This is a genomic window from Oligosphaera ethanolica, from assembly GCF_030814695.1.
Classification (GTDB): domain Bacteria; phylum Verrucomicrobiota; class Lentisphaeria; order Oligosphaerales; family Oligosphaeraceae; genus Oligosphaera; species Oligosphaera ethanolica.
The window spans coordinates 2,403,446-2,422,895 of sequence record NZ_JAUSVL010000001.1; the positions used below are offsets into that span (position 1 = coordinate 2,403,446).

A 19,450-nucleotide genomic window follows, 5' to 3' on the forward strand; every position below is an offset into this window, starting at 1 on the left:
ACATGTCATTCATGCAAAACGCCGTCCTGGCGAGCGTTTTTGGCGGCGTTTGTCTGTCGGCCATCGGCGTCTGCGTGACCCTGATGGAAATCCCTTTCCTGGGCATCTGCATGTCGCATTCGGCCTTTCTCGGCGCCATCGTCGGCCTGACCTGCGGCTTCAATCCCCTGCTGGGCGCGCTTTTGGCCTGCGGCCTGACGGGCCTGCTGGTCGGTCCCATCGCCGACCACGCGGGCACCAGCTCGAACAACATCCTCGGGATCATCTTTTCGGCGGCCATGGGCCTGGCCTTTCTCCTGCTGGCGCGGCTGCCCGGGCCCAAAAGCGAGGCGATGAATCTCATCTGGGGCAGCATTTTGACGATCAGCCGCACGGAAGTCGCGGTGCTCGGCGCCATCACCGCTGCTGTCGTACTGCTTCTCGCCGTCTTCTACAAAGAGATCCGGGCAGTGCTGTTCAACCGCGAGATCGCGGCGGCTAGTGGCATTGCCGACGGCGTTTTCTACTACGGCATCATCGTCATCTCGGGATTGGTGGTCAGCGCCAGCCTGAACATCGTCGGCGGGTTGCTGATTGCGTCGCTGCTGGTGAACCCGGCCAATGCGGCCAACCAGCTGTGCACGCGCCTGTGGACGCTCTTTGTGGTCGCGGCGCTGATCGCCGTGGGGTCGTGCCTGATCGGCCTGGCGCTGTCATACTGCTTTGAAGTCCCCACGGGTGCCGTGATTGTCCTGGTGTCCTCGGCGGCCTTTCTCGCCGCTTTCATCTTTTCACCGCGGCGCCGGCACAGCGGCGCTGACAAGGAGTTGCCATGAGCGAGCAAAAAAACAGCGGGCTGTATCACGAGCGGCGGGAATTCTTCAATGAGCGGGCCGAGCGCTGGCTGGACCTGTGCTATCTTGATCCGGCGACGGAGCAGCATAGCCTGCATGACCCGCAATTCGCACGGCTTTTCGAGGAGGTCAAAGTGCCGGCGGACGGCGTAGTGCTGGACGTCGGTTGCGGCAGCGGCGTGGTCGTGCCCTACATCCTGCCGCTGCTCTCGCCAACCGCGCGGCTCGTCGAGGTGGATTACGCCGAGAAAATGATCGCGGAGAATCGCCGGTTGCACCGCGATCCGCGCATCAGCTTCATGGCCTGCGATGCGCTGGCCATCGATCTGCCGCCCGGGTCAGTGGACATGGCCCTGTGCTTCTCATGCTTCCCGCATTTTGAAGACAAACCCGCCGTGGTCAAGGGCCTCGCCAATCTCCTGCGCAACGGCGGCCAGCTGGTCATCGCGCACTTCAATTCGGCACACGAACTCAATCACCACCATCGCAAATTCGGCCCCGTGCAACACGATATGCTGCCCGACGAAATGACCATGCGCGCAATGATCGCCGACGCCGGACTCGCGCTGGAATGCTTCATCGACCAAAGCGGCTTCTACCTCATCAAAGCATGGAAGTAGGGGCGGACTTGCGTGCCCGCCCTAGTCGCGTGCCGCCGATTGCCGCCGCCATTGATTTTCGTAGGGGCGGACTTGCGTGCCCGCCCTAGTCGCGTGCCGCCGATTGCCGCCGCCATTGATTTTCGTAGGGGCGGACTTGCGTGTCTGCCCTAGTCGCGTGCCGCCGATTGCCGCCGCCATTGATTTTCGTAGGGGCGGACTTGCGTGCCCGCCCTAGTCGCGTGCCGCCGATTGCCGCCGCCATTGATTTTCGTAGGGGCGGACTTGCGTGTCTGCCCTAGTCGCGTGCCGCCGATTGCCGCTGCCATTGATTTTCGTAGGGGCGGACTTGCGTGTCTGCCCTAGTCGCGTGCCGCCGATTGCCGCCGCCATTGATTTTCGTAGGGGCGGACTTGCGTGTCTGCCCTAGTCGCGTGCCGCCGATTGCCGCTGCCATTGATTTTCGTAGGGGCGGACTTGCGTGTCTGCCCTAGTCGCGTGCCGCCGATTGCCGCTGCCATTGATTTTCGTAGGGGCGGACTTGCGTGTCTGCCCTAGTCGCGTGCCGCCGATTGCCGCCGATTGCCGCCGAATGTTTTTGCGCCGTAGGCGCTTTACCATGCTTAACCCCAGGCTTTAGCCTGGGGAAGACAGCCTACCAACAGGCAGTGCCTCGTAGAGGCACCACAATTTTGGTTATCAATCACTCCTATGAAACCGATGCTCTTCATTTAACGGTATCCATGGCACTTGTTCAACCAAGCAACCTTTTCTCGTCGTGCATTTCCGCCGCGAAGCGGCAGAAGCGCTGAAAGCGCGAAACATACCAGCCCAGGGCAAGCGGCGCCGAAGGCGCGCGCCGCCCTGGGTAGCGCGCCCTCTACGCTCGTGTTCCTCGGCCCCTTTGGCTCCAGTCGGCGAAGCTGACTGGAGCCAAAGGGGCAATGGAACTCACTGGCTTGCCTGGGGTTGACGTCGGCGGCATGTCGGGCATCCAATATCAATGACTCCTATGAAACCCGCTGCCGCACAGGACGGCGGAAATCAAGGTCGAATGGCTGGGCGGCGGCGGGCCGTGGGTTTCCTGCAAATTGTCCCCGGTGTTTTCCCCACCGGGGGGGACTGATTGATTACATTTTTCGGACATTTCGTCGTTGTATGGGTCTACGATTACCCATGGGTGGGTTATGCTATAAGCCAACGCGTAATCCTGGCGGCGTAGCGGTGCGCCGCTTGCCGCCCAAACTACCACAAGATGATGAAAGCTAAGAGAAGCGCAGATGAAGAAGCAAAATGCAGATGCTATACAGGATCGCGTGCAGGCGATGCTTGCCGCAGCGGTGGCTGCGGGGGATGCGATTGGCTGCCAGGCCGCGGCCTATGTCGACGGCGAGCTGGTGGTCAACGCCTGCGCCGGCTGGCTGGATGAGTCCCACAGTCGGCCCGTCGGCGACGACTCGCTTTTTGCAGTGTATTCCACCGGCAAGGGCATTGCCAGCACGGCCTTTTTGCGACTCGTCGAACGCGGTCTGATCGGACTTGATCAGCTTGTGGGCGACATCTGGCCGGAGTTTGCCTGCAATGGCAAGGAAGCTACCACGGTTCGCCACATTCTGCAGCACCGCTCGGGCGTGTGCATCCGGACGCCTTACGACAGCATTCCGCAAATCGCCGACTGGGAGGAGATGTGCCGCCGCGTCGCCGCGGTGAAGCCGGTGTTTGCGCCCGGCAGCACCACGCGTTACCAGACCATCAACTACAGCTGGCTGCTCTGCGAACTCGCCCAGCGCGTGACGGGCAAGCCCTTCCGGCAAATTGTCGCCGAAGAGGTATTCCAGCCAGCCGGCATGGCCAATATGTTCTTTGGCGTTCCCGACGCAGCCCTGCCGCGCGTGGCGAGGGTCTATCGCGGGGCCGGTATGCCGCCTATTCCCGCGCAGCCGCCGTGCTGGGATTATTCCCTGGAAGAAATCATGAACACCCGTGTCATTCAGCAGGCCTGTCTGCCGGGCTTCAATTGCATCACTAATGCCATCGATCTGGCAAAGCACTACTCGCTACTGCTGGATTGCGCTGGTGACAGCCGCTTGCTGTCCAAAGCGATGGTCCGCGATGCCTGCGTCATGACCTTGGCGCCAAATGACCCGCCGCCCGCATCGCGAGCCAGCTGGGGTACCCACGGCCTGGGCTATGCCGTCGCCGATCCCGATGAAAACGACGTCGCCCGCTATTTCGGCCACGGCGGCTATGGTGGACCCGACGGCGGCGCCTGGCAACCAGGACGTATGGCCTTCGGCCTCACCGGCAATCTCATGGGCCCAACCGGCAAACTCCGCAATGACGTCGTCAGCGTCATCAAAAAGGCCTGCGCCCAATGAAGTAACCATGCGCAAGATCATTCGCCGGCGATTGCCGCATGCTATGTGAAGAGCATTGCTCCTATGAAATCCGCTGCCTGGTTAGCCACCCATGTGTAATGGCTGGGCGGCGACTGGCCGTGGGTTTCCTGCATATTGTCCCCGGTGTTTTCCCCACCGGGGTGGTTACTCCTATGAAACACGCTGCCGCAAAGGTCGGCGGAAATCAAGGTCGAATGGCTGGGCGGCGACTGGCCGTGGGTTTCCTGCATATTGTCCCCGGTGTTTTCCCCACCGGGGTGGTTACTGACTGATTACTAAATGAAGAGCATTGACCTGATCGGTCCGATCCGTCCGATCCGTCCGATGATCCGCCTGCCGGTACATGCCGGGGCGCTTTCCGTAGGGGCGGACCTGCGTGTCCGCCCCAATCGCGTGCCGTCGCGTGCCGTTTTGTTCGCGGATCGGTCTGATCGACTGTCTTTTTTCGCGGATCTGTCTGATCTTCTGTCTTTTGTCGCGGACGGATCGGACTGATCGGACCGATCGGACCGATCCGACGACTTGATCCGTCCGATCCGTCCGATCAGTCCGATGATCCGTCCGATGATCCGTCCGATGATCAGACCGATGATCAGACCGATGATCAGACCGATGATCAGTCCGATGATCAGACCGATGATCAGACCGATGATCCGTTATTACTGCTGATCGTCGGGGAGGGCGATGGCGGTGTCTTCTTCGAGGAGATCGTCGACATCATCGGCGTCGGCGGCTTGTGCCGCGGCTGTGGTAGCGGTGCCGCCCTGGTGTTCGGGGAGGTTCTCGCGGATTTTGGTGATCAGGCGGTTTTGCAGTTCGAGGTCCTGCTCGATGGCCTTTTTAGTTTGTTCGCGGCCCTGGCCGACTTGGACGTCTTCGAAGGAGAACCACGAGCCGCGTTTTTCGAGCAGCTTCATATCGAGGGCGACATCGAGGATTGACCCAGCGCGGGATATGCCCTCGTCGTACATGATGTCGAATTCGCATTCGCGGAAAGGCGCGGCCAATTTGTTCTTGACGACCTTGACTTTCACGCGGCTGCCCTGGGCTTGGCCATCGGGGGCCTTGATGGTGGCGATGCGGCGGATGTCCAGGCGGATGGACGCGTAGAATTTGAGGGCGCGGCCGCCGGTGGTGGTTTCGGGGCTGCCGAACATCACGCCGATTTTTTCGCGGATCTGGTTGGTGAAGACCACGCAGGTGCGGCTTTTGCTGATGATGGCGGTGAGTTTGCGCAGTGCTTGCGACATCAGTCGCGCCTGCAGGCCGACGTGGCTGTCGCCCATCTGGCCCTCGATTTCCGCGCGGGGAACGAGCGCGGCCACGGAGTCGATCACGAGCACATCAATGGCGTTGCTGCGCACCAGCGTGTCGGTAATATTCAGGGCGTCTTCGCCGCAGTCCGGCTGGGAGATGAGCAGGTCGTCGGTATTGACGCCAATGATTTTGGCGTAACGTGGGTCGAGCGCGTGCTCGGTGTCGATGTAGGCGCAGACGCCGCCGGCGCGCTGGGCATTGGCGACGACGTGCAGACAGACGGTGGTCTTACCGGACGACTCCGGTCCGAAGATTTCAAGCACGCGGCCACGAGGGAAGCCGCCGACGCCCATGGCGATGTCCAGCGCCATCGCGCCGGAGCTGATCACCGGCACGGCGTCGTGCGTCTGGTCGCCCAGGCGCATGATGGAGCCTTTGCCGAATTCCTTCTCGATTTGGCCGAGTGCCAGTTTCAGATTGCGGTCGCGCTGGTCGCCGCTGTTGGCGGTGGTCGTTTCTTTGGCCATGGTGGGTACTCCTTTGTTGCTCGGATGCTGTCAGACAAAACAATACGTTTTACATGTGAAAAGCGATGCCCGCCGGCGCCTCAGCCGATGGTGTTATTTTCCAGAAGATGTTCAATTAAGAGGTTCATGCCGGCGATGGCGCTGCGCATGCGCACGGTGTCGCGCAGGCCGTTGAAATGCATGCTGCGCACATCGCGCCAGCCAGGGCCGATGGCGCCGATCACGACGGTCCCCACGGGCTTCTCTGCCGTGCCGCCGCCTGGGCCGGCGATGCCGCTGACGGCGATGCCCACGGTTACGCCGTAGTTCGCCACCAGGCCGCTGAGCATGGCGTGGACGGTTTCTTCGCTCACGGCGCCGTGGCGGGCGAGGGTCTCGGCCGGCACGCCCAGCAGGCGCGTCTTCCATTCATTGGCGTAGGTCACGACCGCGCCGGCAAACCACGCGGAAGAACCTGGTATGTCGGTCAGTGCGGCTGCGATGCCGCCGCCGGTGCAGGATTCGGCCGTGGCCATCACCAGGCCGCGCTCACGGAGGAGCCGCCCGAGGTAGGCGGCAGCACAGGGGCAGTCCTCCGGCAGCAGCAGGCCGCCAAAGGCGCTGCGCAGGGCCGCGATGGCGGCCGGCAAATCGCCGCCCTGGTCGCGGCGGCGTTTGCTGACGCGGACCATGATGTTGTCGTGCTTGATGCAAAACGCCAGGTGGAGGCCGTGGTCGTTACCGAGGGCCTCGTGTACGGCTTTTTCCACCCGCGACTCAGGCCGGCAGCAGACGTGCAGGGTGACGGCGTCCCAGTCCGCGGCCTGCTGCCGGAGCATGGGCACGACCTCGTTGTCCACCATCGGACCCATTTCGCGCGGCGGTCCGGGTAGCAGAATCCAGCGGCTGGAGCCGTCTTGCAGCATCAAGCCGGGGGCCGTGCCGTTGCGGTTGGGGATGATCTGAGCCCCGGCGGGGACCTGCGATTGGATGTCCAGCGCGTCCGATGGCAGGACCCGGGCGCGAAGGCCCAGGTAGGCCTGAATGCCCGCGCGGACATTTTCGTCCAGCGACAAGGCCCGGCCGAGGAATTTGGCGACGGTGGGCCGGGTGAGGTCGTCCCGCGTCGGCCCCAGGCCGCCCATCACGAACACGACGTCGGCGCCGCGGCAGAGGGACAAGGCCCGCAGGATGGCCTCCTCGTCGTCAGGTACACAGTGTTCTTCGCTGAGTGCCAGTCCGATCTGCGCCAGGCGATCGCCAAGAAAGGCCAAGTTCGTGTTGACGGTATCGCCCGACAACAACTCGTCGCCTACACAGATGATGCGGATGTCCATACGTTTGCTATTCTCCCGGTTTATGGCGAATAAATATTATATGGTTTTGCTACTCTGTCAAATGAAAAGTAGCATATTTTTTTTAGTATGTTTTGCGCCCTTGGCCGCCGCGTGATTCCCCGCGTCCACATGCCGCCGCGTTCAGATGCCTTCGCCGACAGCCATGGCGCAGGCGTAGTTGCGCTCGTGGGAAATGCTGACGTGGATGTGGACGATGCCCAGGGCGCGGGCCGTTTCGGCGCCATTGCCGTGGAGTTCGACGACGGGCTTGCCGTCCTGCCGGTTGCAGAGCACGATGTCCGTCCACGCGCATTGGGCGCAGATGCCGGTGCCAAGGACTTTGGCGACGGCTTCCTTGGCGGCCCAGCGGCCGGCGTAGTAGTTGAGCCGGCCGATGTCCGATACGGGTGCGCGGCTTTGTTCATCGGCGCTGAAGACGTGATCGAGAAAGTGCTTGCCGTAGCGATCGATGGAGCGGCGGAAACGCTCCAGGTCGACGATGTCAATGCCAGTGCCGAGTATCATCTCGCCTGCGCTCCGATTTCCCGGGTGTGGTCACAGCGCCCTGCGGTTGGCGACCCATTTCTTGGCGTTTTCCTGGTATTCCCGGGCCTTTTGGCTGTCGGTCATTTCTTCGAGGAAGCGCTTGTAGAGATTGAAGAAGATGGTTTGGAAGATGAAGAGGTTCGTCATGCGTTCCTCGAAGATGCTTTCGGGGTCCATGGCCTCGCCTTCGGGCATTTTGAGGCCGCGGAAGACGAAATCCGAGTCGACGGTGACGGCCCATTCTTCACCGGGGTTGCGGGCGAGGATGAGCTTGGCGCGCTTGAGTTTTTTGCCGACCATCAAGGCGGCTTTGGCCTCGGCGCTCTGGGTGGGCAGGCCCTTGCGGATGACGCTTTCGACGGCGCCGGCGCCGTCTTCGTCACTGACCAGCACCAGCGGCCCCTCGATCATCATGCTGAATTCGCCAATCTTTGTCGGCGGCAGCACGCCGCCGCGTTCTTCCTGGAAGAACCAGAGCCAGGTCAGGAAGTTCTCGCCGAGGCTGCCGTTGGGGCGTTCGTCGGCGCGGTCGGGGTCGGGCGAAATGCCCAGCGCTGGGATGCTCGCTGGGTCCAGCTCAAAACGCTCGGCAGCGACGACGTCGGGCGTGTAGGGCAGGGGCTCGAAGCCGATGCTTTTTTTGAAGAAGCCGAGGAACATATCCAGCTGGTTGGCCGACGTGGCGCTGGTGTAGAGGAGGTTTTCGGTGCAGTCGATGGCGAAGTACATGCCGGAGATTTGCGGCGGCATTTTGGGCAGGAGCCGTTGCTGGACTTCCTCCTTGATGGTCTTGCGTTCCTTGCGGCCGAGGCGCTCGTGGCCTTTTTCCGCCATACGGGCCAGTTCGACCATGCGGCATTCGGCGGTGAGCAACGACGACGGTATTTTGCGCTCGGCCTGGCGCAGGCAGAGGTGGTAGAAGCCGGCGGCGCGGATGGTCTCGTCGCTGATGTTGCTGTCCAGGAGATGCCGTGGTGACACCCAGCCCCACTGGGGCTCGTCTTTGATTTCGTCCAGCGCGCGGGCGGCATATTCGGCGAAGCGCTCAATGCTGTCGGTGGGCATGGGCTCCGGCAGGCTGCAGATGCGGAAAGTGATATTACCCTGATCAAATGGCATGGGACATCTCCAGAATTCTCTTGGCGGTGACAGGCAAACGCCGGCTTGGCGCCGGCGTGGTCGAGGCGGTGAAAATGAGGTCAGGCGCGCCGTGGCGGCGGCCGTCGGGCAGTCTCTAAGTGTAATGCGAAAACGGCGAAATTCCACAGCCGGCGGGCTGCCGCATCATTGCGCCTGGGGCGCAGTCGGCGGCGCAGCGGCGGGTATGGCGAGAAGCTCGTGGCGGCCGTTGATGGTGATGTCCAGGCCGCTGTCGCCGAGGGCGACTTGGGCGGCGTGGCCGTCGCCGCTGATAGTGACCCGGCCATCGCTGAGCAGCGCGTTGAGGTCGCGCGGCTGGTCTTTGGGGGTGGGTATGAGTAGCGTGACCAAGTCCCAGTCGGTGCACGCCTCGGCGGGCGCGACCTGCAGTTCCAGAGCGCTGCCGGGTTTGCCCTCGCCGGCGCCCCCGGGATTGTACGCGTACTGGCGGTGCATGATGCCCGGGTTGATCTGCGTGGCCAGTGGCGTCGCGCTCAGGCAGTGGATGGCCATGTCCGCCAGGGGCCGGCGCAGCAGCCAGCAGTTGGGCGCGACCGCGCTGAGCTCGGTGTGGCCGTCGAGATTGTGGACATGCCAGAAACTGTCGTAGCGATGCGCGTCGGCGCCGCGCAGCCGGTCCCAGATCAGCCAGTAGCCGGCTTCGCGCACGAAGATCACTGTGCGCCGGACGCTGTGCATGGCCGGCTGGTAGCAGCCGGCGGCCTCGCTGGCCATGACATCGACGAATTCGCCGGCCGTGGTCAGCAGCGGCACCGCGCGCGGCTCGCCCGCGACGTGCTGGGGCTGCTGACTCTTTGCGGGGAAGAGCTGGTTTTTGCCGTCGATGGTGATGGTATTTCCGGAGCGCGTGAGCATGTCCCATTCGCGCCGCATGGCGCCGCGGTAGCTCGAATGGCCCGGGTTCACCAGCAGGTACTCGCCGAAAGCGGCGAGGACAATGCCGTTGCGATAAGGCCGGTGGTGGCTGAAGCCGACGCGCGTGCGCCCGCCGGAGAGCATGGCCATGACTTGCGCGCCTGGCGACCAGCCGCTGCGGATGTAGCAGTCGCCATTGGCGAAGGCCCGCACCAGCGGCAGGTCCTCAAGTGGGCGGGGCGCCGGCGGCGCCGTGAGGTCGTGGGTTAGCACCCGGTATTCCCATTTGTTGGTGTCGCCGGTGCCGCCGAGGCGGCGATTGAGTTCGACGGCGCGGCCAGAGCCCGTGAGGGCCGCCAGAAAGATCAGCTCGGTGGTGCCGGTGCCGGCAAACTGTGCGCCGTCGTGAAAGAGCATGCGGATGTTGCTCTTGTCGAAGGTCGCGAAGGGATAGCAGTAGGGCAGCCAGTCCGGCGCAAGGGCCAGCCGGGTGTTGCGGAAGACGCGGTCGCGCTCGGCGGGCGTCATCGCGGCGGCGGGGCCGATGAGCTCGCCGACGGGATAAAGCAGGTACTGGGCGCCTTCGCCATAGCTGCCGTCGTCTTCGATAGTGCTGTCCAAGTAGGACTGCAGGACGGCGAGGGTTCGCTCGTGGGCCGCGTCGTCCTGCAGCAAGCGCGCCGCGAGGTGGGTGCCGCTGGCGATGACGGCCAGCCAGTTGTTGTTGTTCTTGCCAGCGCAGAAACGCAGACCAGGCAGCAGGCCTTTCTCGCGCAGCGCGGCGGCGATCTGCTGCTGTTCGTCGGCGCTGAAAAGCGGGCGCGTGAAATCCAGCGCGGGAACGACGCGGCTCAAGAGGCTGCCGCTTTGCAGCGACGCCGTTTGCGTCGCCATGGTGTTGGGAAAGCGCTCGGCGTGCAGCCAGAAGGGCATCGGCTTGGCCATGACCGCCAGCAGATTGTCGTGTAGGAAGGCGCCCGTGTGCTCGTGGCCGGTTAGGAAATACACGAGCGCCAGGGTGATCGGGTTGACGCGGTAGATATCGTCGCTGTAATTCGCCGTTGGCAGATAATCGCCATTGCGCAATATGCGTATGGTCTTGGCGCAGAGGCCGCGGAAAGCCCGCTGGCCGCCGGCGTCATTGCGGTAGTAATCAGCCAGGGTCAGCAGCGCCGATGGCTGATAGAGCCGCGACTGCGCCGCCACGCGCTGAAGGTGGGCGTCATTCACCACAAATTCGTCCATGCTCAGCGCAGGGGGCTCCTGGCCATGCGCGATGCCCAGAACGATGAACGCCGCGAAAAAATAAGCCGTCAGCCACCGCTGGGTCATATGTGCAATTGCCTTTCTTGGGTTTGCTTTGCCATTCGTTTTCCGCTTGCTTTGCTGCCGGCCTTCGCCCCCGCCCGCGCTTTTCAAGAATAATGCGCCGGCCGCCCTCGCGCAATGCCAGAGAGAAATGATCGGACGGATCGGACGGATCGGTCAGTGATTGATATTTGCCGGTGCCGGAGGACCACTGGGACCGGGGGGACGCCTTGGCGACTGCGTGTTGGGGCGAGGACTCACGGACTCATGAGGCATGGTCTCATGGATTGGACCGTGGGGACTTTCTGGACCATGGGGAATGACGCCTTGGACGCTGTGGACAGGTCTTGGACTACCGGGACACCGGGGACTCACTGATTACTAAAAACATCCCCGCGCCGGTCCCGGTGTCGAGCGGCCGGGCTTTTCCGGCGTTATATTAACAGACTCGACGCCCGGGCGAGCCTTGCTTGGCAACATCGAACCCGGACGGAGCCCCGCTGCCGGATATTTCGCAAGGCCAAGGCACTCCGGCAACATCGCAGGATCGCGCCCTGCAGGAAGTGAAAGAAAGATGAATCAGAACAAGAACGTCGCCGTCGTTGGCGCCACTGGCGCTGTCGGAGTGGAAATGCTGGAAACGCTTGCGAAGCGCAATTTTCCGGTGAAATCGCTCCGTCTTCTGGCCTCCAGCAGGTCTGCTGGCAAGCCCATGACTTACCGTGGCGAGACCATAAAAGTCGAAGAGCTCACTAAAGATTCGTTCAAAGGCATTGACATCGCCCTGTTCAGCGCTGGCGCGTCCCGTTCGCGTGAGTTTGCGCAGTTTGCGGTTGATGCCGGCGCGGTGGTAGTGGACAACTCCAGCGCGTTCCGCATGGACCCGTCGGTGCCGCTGATTGTGCCGGAAGTGAATCCGGAGGACATCAAGAAGCACCACGGCGTCATTGCCAATCCGAATTGCACGACGATCATCATGCTGGTGGCGATCAAGCCCCTCTACGATCTGTCGCCGATCAAGCGTATCGTGGTGAGCACCTACCAGAGTGCGAGTGGCGCTGGCGCCAAGGGCATGGAAGAGCTCGAGCAGCAGACGGCGGCGGTCCTGGCGGGCCAGCCGGCCGTGCCGCAGTTCTTCCCCCACCCCTACGCCTTCAATCTCTTCAGCCACAACACCGCCATTCAGGCTAACGGCTACAATGAGGAAGAGCTGAAGATGGTCTATGAGACGCGCAAGATCATGCACGACGATGCTATCCGCGTCTGCCCGACCTGCGTGCGCGTGCCTGTCCTCCGCTCGCACTCCGAAGCGATTACCATCGAGCAGGTCCGCAAGGTCAGTGTCGAAGAAGCCCGCGCCGCCCTGGCTAAGGCCCCTGGCGTCAAGATAGTCGACGACCGCGAGAAGAACCTCTTCCCGATGCCCTGCAACAGCAACGGCCAGTACGACGTCCTCGTCGGCCGTATCCGCGAAGACCTCAGCTGCGATAACGGCCTGGCGCTCTTCGTCTGCGGCGACCAGCTCCTCAAAGGCGCGGCCCTCAACGCCGTCCAAATCGCCGAACTGCTCTGAGTAACGCCGAGCCACGGCACGCGGTTCGCGCTACGGCGCAAACCGCCACGACTGCCGACTCCCAAAACACCGCCCGCACATCGCGGACGGTGTTTTTTTATCCGTTAATTACTATCCGCAGATGGCGCGAATTCGTCGGGGCGGACCTGTGTGTCCGCCCTTTTTTTCTCACGCGAAGGCGCGAAGGCGCGAATTCGTAGGGGCGGACCTGTGTGTCCGCCCTTTTTTTCTCACGCGAAGGCGCGAAGGCGCGAAGAAGAAAAGAATGAATGGCGGCATGTCTTGCCGCTGCGCGACAAGTCACGCCGCCGATAGGAAGGCGCAAAGGAAACGCTTTTTCTCACGCGAAGGCGCGAAGGCGCGAATTCGTCGGGGCGGACCTATGTGTCCGCCCTTTTTTTCTCACGCGAAGGCGCGAAGACGCGAATTCGTAGGGGCGGACCTATGTGTCCGCCCTTTGTTTCTCACGCGAAGGCGCGAAGAAGAAAAGAATGAATGGCGGCATGTCTTGCCGCTGCGCGACAAGTCACGCCGCCGATAGGAAGGCGCAAAGGAAACGCTTTTTCTCACGCGAAGGCGCGAAGGCGCGAATTCGTCGGGGCGGACCTATGTGTCCGCCCCGGCTTCGATCATCGCAATCTCCTCCGGAGTCAGATGGTAAAGACGGTACACCACGGCGTTGATGGCCTGTTCGGCGGCCACGATCTCGGCGTCAAGGTCGGCGATTTCGGCGTCGATGGCGACAATGCGATCACGCAGGGCGCGGTCGGCAGTGACACGCACGTCGAGCAGCAGACGCAGGAGGCGTTTCCCATTGAAGGCTTCGGTGACATTTACGTCCCGGAGGGCATGCCGCCACTGGGCGGCGATAAAGGGCGTATCTGGTTTATCGTAGACTCGTAGCGCTTCGCTGCCGTTGACTGTCACCCGGATGTCGTCCGCAGTATTGACGATGTCCAAACGGGCTCCGGGTTGGAGAAGCGCATCAAGCTGATCCAGGTGCGCGTTGAGGACGTCTTCGTAGCGCGCTTTGGCCCACGCGGTCAACGCGCGGCCATTGAGGCCCGCTGGCGCGTCAGCATGTGCCCGCCACGCGGCAGGCGTCCTGACCTCCGCCCACAGCCAGTCCGGCCCTGGTGCTGGCGACATGGCCATGGTTTGCCCACTCTGCAATCGTTGCGCAAACGCCGCCACCAGGTCGCGCCGTTTTGTGTGCAGCTCATGCAAGCGCATGGCCATGCCACCGACCTGCTGCTGTTCCTCCTGCGTGGCCGCCGGTATCGGCAACGGCGCAATGAATTGCTTGTTGGCTGAACGATAGTCGTTCTGAAACGGCTTGGAAATACGACGCCAGACATAGTTGCACACAGGGCTGTTCAGTAGTGCGGCAAGATAAGGCAGTGAATCTCGTTGTGCGCAGAGGATGCCACCGACATCCACATTGTCAAGGTAGTACGCGCCGTCGATGTCCATGGCGCAAAACAGCCGATTGACTAGTCGGGGCACCATGAGCTTCGGCAACTCATGCTTGTCGAGGTTTTTCGGGTAGACGTAAGCCCACCACTTGGTATTGTCATCCATCTTGCTACGTTCCCGTCCACGCAAGACGGCCTCATGCGCACGGAGGTAGGCCCATCCTTTCGGGAAGCGCTCCGCCATTTCGGCGGCGGTGAAAAGGCGCGGGCCGGTTGCGGCGAGATTGTAGGGGAACAACAGCCAGGTATTCGTTTGAGGCGCCTGGTAGCGCTTTGTTTCCGCGCCCGACATGAGCGGTCGCATCAAGCCGTCTTCGATGAGAACCTCTTCGCCTGCCCGTGTCCGATACCGCCCTGGCGCAATACGAGCAAGGTGGTAGACGGCGTCGGCGCTGGTAATCAATCCTTGAAATATCTGGCGTGTGTTTGTCGGTTCATCCAGCTGCGTGCAAGAATTACTCAGTTTATCCAGCAACGCGCGTTCGGCGGTAGTGAGCAAGTTCCAGGCGCCGTCATCGGGGAGCGACTCATAGGGTGCGGCATCGGCGACGGCCCAATCAATTTTATCGATATTGCCATCGGGTGCGAAGGCGCAAGCGATGGCGTTTATCGGGCGCCCGCGGAAGAACTGGAGGGCGGTGTAGGTAATGGCCTCGTCGAAGACCTGGAAACTCTTGAAGTCCAGCCAGCGGTCGAGGCGCCCCGTCCGCCTGATCTTGGTGCGCAGAGCCCGGCCATATTCATTTACCATCCAGACATTGGGTGCGATGAAACCCATGCGCCCATCGGGTTTGAGCAATTCGACGCCCTTTTCGATGAATGGCAGATACAGGTCGAAATTGCCGGTGCGGGTGCTTTCGTAGAGCGGGCTGCCATCGGGGAGGTTGGCGGTCATGAGATACTCCGCGACATCTGGTTGGTAGCGGCGGAAGTGCTGCAGTTTCACATATGGCGGATTGCCGATGACGCAGTCGAAGCCGCCATCACGGAAAACGGTGGCGAAGGCATCCTGCCAGTCGAAGGCGTTGATGCGTTCGCGTTCATTCTCGTCGGCCTGCTCAAAGAGCGTCTCGTGCCGGGCGCGGTAGAACGCCGCGAAGTCGGGGCCGACCAGGCTGTTGCCGCAGCGGATATTATTGTCAAGTCCGCACAGTGGCTTGCCCGGGGTGGCCGTGTGCAGCCAGAGCGCCAGCTTGGTGATTTCCACCGACTCCGAGTTGATGTCCACGCCATAGAGGTTGTTGGATAGGATTGAGCGGATCACCGTGTCCTGATCAAACAGCCCGGCCTCTCCATCGATGCGTTGTTCTGCTGCCACCACGCGGCGGTACTCGGCGGTCAGATAGTCAAGCGCCTGAATCAGGAATGCCCCCGAGCCGCAGGCCGGGTCCACAATGCGCAGGCGATTGAGGCGTTCGCGGTACTGCCTCAGGAACTCGCGGTGTGCGCCGGCAACCGGCGCGGTGCGGCGGCGATCTTTTTGGAAAGCGCGGTAGGCGGCGATGGCATCGTCAGTCAGTGGCGGTAGCTCGGCTTCTCCGAGTTCGGCCCGGATGTCCGCCATGCGCACGCCCAGGGTTTGTTCCACGATATAGCGAGTGACCCACTCAGGGGTGTAGTAGACACCGTCCGTCTTGCGTTTGGTCAGGCGATTGATGGACACGCGGTCGTCAGCGTCAGCCGCCATGATTTCCAATTCGGTGATAGACTGCTCAAAAATGCGGCCGAGCGTCGTCAGCCCGACCGTTTTCTCGCCAGAGGCGCTGGACAAACCGAAGTTATAGGCGCCGGAGAAATACAGGAGGGTGAGTGGGTGGTCCAGTATGGCTGCAGCCTGGCCCCTGGCGCAGAAGACCTTGGCGGGGACGCGCAAGCTGTCAAGCTCGGCATCCGGTTCGAACAGGCCGCCGTTAAAGCAGCCGATTTCGTGCTGGCCGAACTGGCCGCCCGTGCTCATGGCGCGAAACAGCTCGCGAAGCCTATCCCATGGTCCCGAACTGTCTGGATTGTAAAAACCGCTGTTGCTGTGTTCGGCGAGGATGTCACGCAGCAGCTCCGGCGGGTAGCGGAGCACCCGTCCCATGTCTTCGCAGAAAAGGATGAAGATGCAGCGGTCAAGTAATCGTTGGGTCAGGCGTACCAGTTTGCCACGCGTGCCTTGGAAGTCTGGATTCGCGGCGCAAATGCTCTCGTAGAGAAACTGACGGTACGCTTTGTATTCGCGGTAGAAATTCTTCTCGATGTCCTGCTCGCGGGTCACTTGGTTCTGGAGTATCTGCGCCAGTCGGCAGGGGCTGCGTTCGGCCAGTAGGAAATCGGGGCGGAACAGCCGCCAGAACAGGAAGCGACGAAAAGCGGCCAGGTCGCTGTCTGTGCACAGATCGGGATCAAGCGGCGATCCGCCGCCTGAAACCATAAAACGCTGGTACTGCCCCGCATGACCCGGCAGACGCGTGTAGAGCCGAAACTCGTTCATGTCAGTGACGATGGCCCACGTCGGCTCGACCGGGGATGCCACCCCACGGGCCTGCCAGGAAGAAATCAGGTAATCCGAGCACTGCTGTACCGGTGAACGCGTGCTGCCCTTGCGCGCCTGGGGATTGTCAAGCCCAGAACGGACATCCTTGAATTCGCAGAGTACCTGGGGTACGGCAGGCCCCGTACCACCAAAATTTCCCAGAGCCAGATCCGCAAAGCCGGTATTGCCCCGCTGCCCCCCGCCCTCGACGGGATATTGCGGACGACAGCTGTAGTTGGCCGTCTCGTGAGAAGCGCCCTGCATGTTATAGCCCCACGTTTCGACAAAAAAACGGCCGATGAAGGCCGCCTCGGACTCGCGTTCGTTGAGTATCTCACGGCCAGCCCAGGCCTTCAGGCGATCGAATAGCGCAGTGGCCTCGGCGCTGCCTCTGAACTGCTCGAACTCGCCCCACAGCTGATTGCGCAGAACCGCCTCGTCAAACAATGGCTGCACATGCATGAAAAACTCCTATGTCACTTATCCGTGAATTCCAAATCAAGCACTTTGTTCTTCCCGCCATTGCCGGCAAGCTGGCAACATTCACTGCAGGCCCCCACATCGCCCCCACAGAAATTTTTCAAGGCTATAGCGTCACGCAAGGCCAAGCTTGGCAAAACACCTGACGTATTCCGAAGGCAACAAACACCTTTTGCTGCACCATGCTTGCGCCCCACCCTTGCGCTCTGCCGGTGATACCCGAAATCGGGTGCTTTCTTACACGGCGGGCCCTCTGCTTCGCGTGATGTCCCTAAGCTAATCTGGCCATCCACGGATGCAATTTCCTCGCCGCGTTTTTCCAGACTGTTGCCTGACTGCCTGAACCCGGGCGTCTCGTCGCGCGCATGTTTTCCGGCCGCGGTGCGGGCTTTCAGCCCGCGCCGTCGCATGGGGTTAGCAAGCGTCTCGTCGCTGCGCGTGTATTTCGGCCGTGGTGCGGGCTTTCAGCCCGCCTGGAGTTTGGCCAAACTCGACATTGCGCCGTAGGCGCTTAACCATGCTTAACCCCAGGCTTTAGCCTGGGGGAATGGCTCCCTCCCGGAATCAGTGCCTCGTAGAGGCACTACTTTGCCTGACTTTCGCCAAGGACTCTGAAAAATGGTAATCGGTCAGTAAACACCCCGATTGGGCAAACACCGGGGACAATTTGCAGGAAACCCACAGCCCGCCGCCGCCCAGCCATGACACATGGGTGGCTAACCAGGCAGCGGATTTCATAGGAGCAATGCTCTTCACATAGCATGCGGCAATCGCCGGCGATGAGTTGATTGGTAACCATGCACAAGATCATTCGCCGAGGTTTTGAGCACCGAAGGTGCGCCCTAAGATAGCCCAGGGCAAGCGCCCGCAGGGCGCGTCGCCCTGGGTAAGGTGCCCCATCCCAAAAGAGCCCTGAAGATGGTATGCTTTTGTCAACTCAATCAGCGTCATTTTCGGGTGAAAAACTCCTTTTTTTTCTTTCCCGCTTAATCCGACGTTTGGTTGTTGCCGGTGCTTCATAGGGAACCAACTTCTTGCTTGAAGGCTGATACTCCTTGTAATTTTCCGTGCCGCATAGCACCGACCAGCAGATCATCAGCAACTTGCGCATGACGGCGCAGCGCTTCTGCATGGGGGTAAGATTCGTCAAACGCTTGGACAATGCATCCAAGATGGGTATTCTCGCCTGGGCGGTGAGGGTGGCCATGTAGAGCATCTGCCTTATGACCGGCGCTCCTTGCTTGGACAAGCGGGTGGATTTCACAGACGTGCCGGAACACTTGTTCTTCGGGTTCATGCCGGCAAAGCTCACGACCTGCCGGATGTTTTGGAAACGGTCTTCCGGCCCGTATTCGGCGATGAGAGTAGCCGCTATGATCATTCCTATCCCGGGAATCGAATCCAGCTTGGTGACGCGTTCCTGCAGGGCGGCGTGGCTCCGCAGGTATTCCCTTATTTTCACCACGAGACAGTCCAGTTGTTCTTCCACGCTCTTCAACAGATTTTGAAAGATCTGACGTTCGCCCGGATCATCCAGGTTCGTCAGCTGATTCTTGAGTATCGTGCTTATTTTGGTCAAACTGGCATTCATTCTGGTTAAACGCTTGAGCCCCGCGTAGTCTGCCGGCATTTCATACATGGCGTCCGGCTTTTGCGTGGTACCCAACCTCGCCAGGCATTGGGCGTCCAGCTTGTCCGTCTTGCTTTCGATATCGTTGAACTTCTTGAAGGCAGGCACTTTGGCTGGATTGATGAGCGCAATATAACTATCGGGCTTCGCCGCCTTTAACTGTTTGATCAGACGGTATGAATAACATCCCGTCGATTCCATCACCAGCCGGTACACAACCTTGCGCTGCGGATGCAACCGTTCCTCAATATGCTTTCGATTCGCCTTCAACCAGGAGAAGAAATCTTTCACGCCTTCACGCGTGTTGGTGATGTGCTTGACCGCCAGGGAGGTCAACCCCTTGTTCCTGTTCAATTCCTGGTTATCGTCAAGCCAGTCTATGGCGCAGACGGTATCTTTTTTGCCGACATCAAGACCGACCCAGATTATATGTTCGCTAAGCATGGCTTACTTCTCCGCTTGCTGCTATAGTGTTGGAAGTGTGCGTGCAAGGCCAACCTTGTCTATGCGGGGAGTTTCCCCAAAGATGGTGAATACGGCCATTATTGCACTGCACGGTAACGGTCGTGCCGCCTAATCTTCAGGCTGAGGAACTGAATAGTTACTCATGGGCCACAGGCAGGCACGGCCGTGCTTTTTTGTGTGCGAAACACAAAAAAGCGCCTGATAACACGACTCCAAAGGCGGAACAGAAGAGAAGAGAAGAGAAGAGAAGAGAAGACAACATACACCGGAAAAAAGAAAGAGGTACCACAACCTTCAGGACGCATAGAGACTATGCATAGGGCGCCTCGTGGATAACCTCTTTGATACTTATACGTAGCCATTTGCCGCTCCTTGTTACTTGGTTCTCCCAAGAGAATTACGGGGAAAATCGCAGTGGCTATCGACACACAGGTGTCAATGACGCCACTATACAAGGGGCGGCTTAAAAGACCTGCGACGAATGGTCACAGCGCAAAATTGCCGCAGC

General features: G+C 60.9%; 16 protein-coding genes. 6 read left to right on the forward strand and 10 right to left on the reverse strand.

Annotated features, from left to right (window positions below; translation table 11 throughout):
* Positions 1-2 precede the first annotated feature (2 nt).
* Entirely contained in the window at positions 3-815 is an 813-nt protein-coding gene (locus J3R75_RS08185; RefSeq protein WP_307261028.1) for a metal ABC transporter permease, read from the forward strand.
* On the forward strand, positions 812-1,453 hold the full coding sequence (locus J3R75_RS08190) for a class I SAM-dependent methyltransferase (protein WP_307261029.1): 642 nt from the start codon (positions 812-814) through the stop codon (positions 1,451-1,453). The genes J3R75_RS08185 and J3R75_RS08190 overlap by 4 nt, the downstream gene beginning before the upstream one ends.
* A gap of 979 nt (positions 1,454-2,432) precedes the next feature.
* Here J3R75_RS08190 and J3R75_RS08195 read toward each other — a convergent pair.
* Complete coding sequence (locus J3R75_RS08195; RefSeq protein ID WP_307261030.1) at positions 2,433-2,579, reverse strand: hypothetical protein; 147 nt, start codon at positions 2,577-2,579, stop codon at positions 2,433-2,435.
* A 133-nt stretch (positions 2,580-2,712) separates the two neighbouring features.
* Between J3R75_RS08195 and J3R75_RS08200 the strand changes: the two genes are divergently transcribed.
* Entirely contained in the window at positions 2,713-3,810 is a 1,098-nt protein-coding gene (locus J3R75_RS08200) for a serine hydrolase domain-containing protein (protein ID WP_307261031.1), read from the forward strand.
* A 41-nt stretch (positions 3,811-3,851) separates the two neighbouring features.
* Here the strand turns inward: J3R75_RS08200 and J3R75_RS08205 are convergent, their stop codons facing one another.
* Positions 3,852-4,061 carry a hypothetical protein gene (locus tag J3R75_RS08205; RefSeq protein ID WP_307261033.1) on the reverse strand — a complete coding sequence of 70 codons (210 nt, stop codon included), beginning with the start codon at positions 4,059-4,061 and terminating at the stop codon, positions 3,852-3,854.
* A gap of 49 nt (positions 4,062-4,110) precedes the next feature.
* On the opposite strand from J3R75_RS08205, the gene J3R75_RS08210 reads away from it, so the two are divergent.
* Complete coding sequence (locus J3R75_RS08210; protein ID WP_307261035.1) at positions 4,111-4,326, forward strand: hypothetical protein; 216 nt, start codon at positions 4,111-4,113, stop codon at positions 4,324-4,326.
* A gap of 164 nt (positions 4,327-4,490) precedes the next feature.
* Here the strand turns inward: J3R75_RS08210 and recA are convergent, their stop codons facing one another.
* From recA to J3R75_RS08235, 5 genes are all read right to left on the reverse strand, one after another.
* Positions 4,491-5,615 (reverse strand): recombinase RecA, encoded by a 1,125-nt coding sequence (recA, locus tag J3R75_RS08215; RefSeq protein ID WP_307261037.1) that lies wholly within the window; start codon positions 5,613-5,615, stop codon positions 4,491-4,493.
* 80 nt (positions 5,616-5,695) lie between these two features.
* Positions 5,696-6,931, reverse strand: coding sequence for a CinA family nicotinamide mononucleotide deamidase-related protein (locus J3R75_RS08220; protein WP_307261039.1), 1,236 nt, complete (start codon positions 6,929-6,931; stop codon positions 5,696-5,698).
* A 141-nt stretch (positions 6,932-7,072) separates the two neighbouring features.
* Positions 7,073-7,456 (reverse strand): holo-ACP synthase, encoded by a 384-nt coding sequence (gene acpS, locus J3R75_RS08225; protein WP_307261041.1) that lies wholly within the window; start codon positions 7,454-7,456, stop codon positions 7,073-7,075.
* 30 nt (positions 7,457-7,486) lie between these two features.
* The gene (gene rdgC / locus J3R75_RS08230; protein WP_307261044.1) at positions 7,487-8,596 is read right to left on the reverse strand and encodes a recombination-associated protein RdgC; all 1,110 of its coding nucleotides are present in this window, start codon (positions 8,594-8,596) and stop codon (positions 7,487-7,489) included.
* 165 nt (positions 8,597-8,761) lie between these two features.
* Positions 8,762-10,825 (reverse strand): heparinase II/III domain-containing protein, encoded by a 2,064-nt coding sequence (locus J3R75_RS08235; protein WP_307261046.1) that lies wholly within the window; start codon positions 10,823-10,825, stop codon positions 8,762-8,764.
* Between the two features lie 550 nt (positions 10,826-11,375).
* On the opposite strand from J3R75_RS08235, the gene J3R75_RS08240 reads away from it, so the two are divergent.
* The gene (locus tag J3R75_RS08240) at positions 11,376-12,374 is read left to right on the forward strand and encodes an aspartate-semialdehyde dehydrogenase (protein ID WP_307261049.1); all 999 of its coding nucleotides are present in this window, start codon (positions 11,376-11,378) and stop codon (positions 12,372-12,374) included.
* A gap of 606 nt (positions 12,375-12,980) precedes the next feature.
* Here J3R75_RS08240 and J3R75_RS08245 read toward each other — a convergent pair.
* A complete protein-coding gene (locus J3R75_RS08245) occupies positions 12,981-16,829 on the reverse strand; it encodes an Eco57I restriction-modification methylase domain-containing protein (protein WP_307261051.1) in 3,849 nt (1,282 codons plus the stop codon).
* Positions 16,830-16,840: 11 nt separating this feature from the next.
* On the opposite strand from J3R75_RS08245, the gene J3R75_RS08250 reads away from it, so the two are divergent.
* Positions 16,841-16,993 (forward strand): hypothetical protein, encoded by a 153-nt coding sequence (locus tag J3R75_RS08250; RefSeq protein ID WP_307261052.1) that lies wholly within the window; start codon positions 16,841-16,843, stop codon positions 16,991-16,993.
* Between the two features lie 437 nt (positions 16,994-17,430).
* Here J3R75_RS08250 and J3R75_RS08255 read toward each other — a convergent pair whose 3' ends face one another.
* Together J3R75_RS08255 and J3R75_RS08260 are read right to left on the reverse strand one after the other, a co-directional pair.
* Positions 17,431-17,646, reverse strand: a complete 216-nt coding sequence (locus J3R75_RS08255) for a hypothetical protein (RefSeq protein ID WP_307261054.1) — start codon at positions 17,644-17,646, stop codon at positions 17,431-17,433.
* Positions 17,647-17,784: 138 nt separating this feature from the next.
* The gene (locus J3R75_RS08260) at positions 17,785-18,921 is read right to left on the reverse strand and encodes an IS110 family RNA-guided transposase (protein ID WP_307261056.1); all 1,137 of its coding nucleotides are present in this window, start codon (positions 18,919-18,921) and stop codon (positions 17,785-17,787) included.
* Positions 18,922-19,450: the final 529 nt, after the last annotated feature.

Excerpts from the sequence above, each read along its gene's own strand:
- J3R75_RS08185 (WP_307261028.1), top strand. The coding sequence starts at position 3 with ATGTCATTCATGCAAAACGCCGTCCTGGCGAGCGTTTTTGGCGGCGTT.
- J3R75_RS08190 (WP_307261029.1), top strand. The coding sequence starts at position 812 with ATGAGCGAGCAAAAAAACAGCGGGCTGTATCACGAGCGGCGGGAATTC.
- J3R75_RS08195 (WP_307261030.1), bottom strand. The coding sequence starts at position 2,579 with ATGTCCGAAAAATGTAATCAATCAGTCCCCCCCGGTGGGGAAAACACC.
- J3R75_RS08200 (WP_307261031.1), top strand. The coding sequence starts at position 2,713 with ATGAAGAAGCAAAATGCAGATGCTATACAGGATCGCGTGCAGGCGATG.
- J3R75_RS08205 (WP_307261033.1), bottom strand. The coding sequence starts at position 4,061 with ATGCAGGAAACCCACGGCCAGTCGCCGCCCAGCCATTCGACCTTGATT.
- J3R75_RS08210 (WP_307261035.1), top strand. The coding sequence starts at position 4,111 with ATGAAGAGCATTGACCTGATCGGTCCGATCCGTCCGATCCGTCCGATG.
- recA (WP_307261037.1), bottom strand. The coding sequence starts at position 5,615 with ATGGCCAAAGAAACGACCACCGCCAACAGCGGCGACCAGCGCGACCGC.
- J3R75_RS08220 (WP_307261039.1), bottom strand. The coding sequence starts at position 6,931 with ATGGACATCCGCATCATCTGTGTAGGCGACGAGTTGTTGTCGGGCGAT.
- acpS (WP_307261041.1), bottom strand. The coding sequence starts at position 7,456 with ATGATACTCGGCACTGGCATTGACATCGTCGACCTGGAGCGTTTCCGC.
- rdgC (WP_307261044.1), bottom strand. The coding sequence starts at position 8,596 with ATGCCATTTGATCAGGGTAATATCACTTTCCGCATCTGCAGCCTGCCG.
- J3R75_RS08235 (WP_307261046.1), bottom strand. The coding sequence starts at position 10,825 with ATGACCCAGCGGTGGCTGACGGCTTATTTTTTCGCGGCGTTCATCGTT.
- J3R75_RS08240 (WP_307261049.1), top strand. The coding sequence starts at position 11,376 with ATGAATCAGAACAAGAACGTCGCCGTCGTTGGCGCCACTGGCGCTGTC.
- J3R75_RS08245 (WP_307261051.1), bottom strand. The coding sequence starts at position 16,829 with ATGCATGTGCAGCCATTGTTTGACGAGGCGGTTCTGCGCAATCAGCTG.
- J3R75_RS08250 (WP_307261052.1), top strand. The coding sequence starts at position 16,841 with ATGTCACTTATCCGTGAATTCCAAATCAAGCACTTTGTTCTTCCCGCC.
- J3R75_RS08255 (WP_307261054.1), bottom strand. The coding sequence starts at position 17,646 with ATGGTTACCAATCAACTCATCGCCGGCGATTGCCGCATGCTATGTGAA.
- J3R75_RS08260 (WP_307261056.1), bottom strand. The coding sequence starts at position 18,921 with ATGCTTAGCGAACATATAATCTGGGTCGGTCTTGATGTCGGCAAAAAA.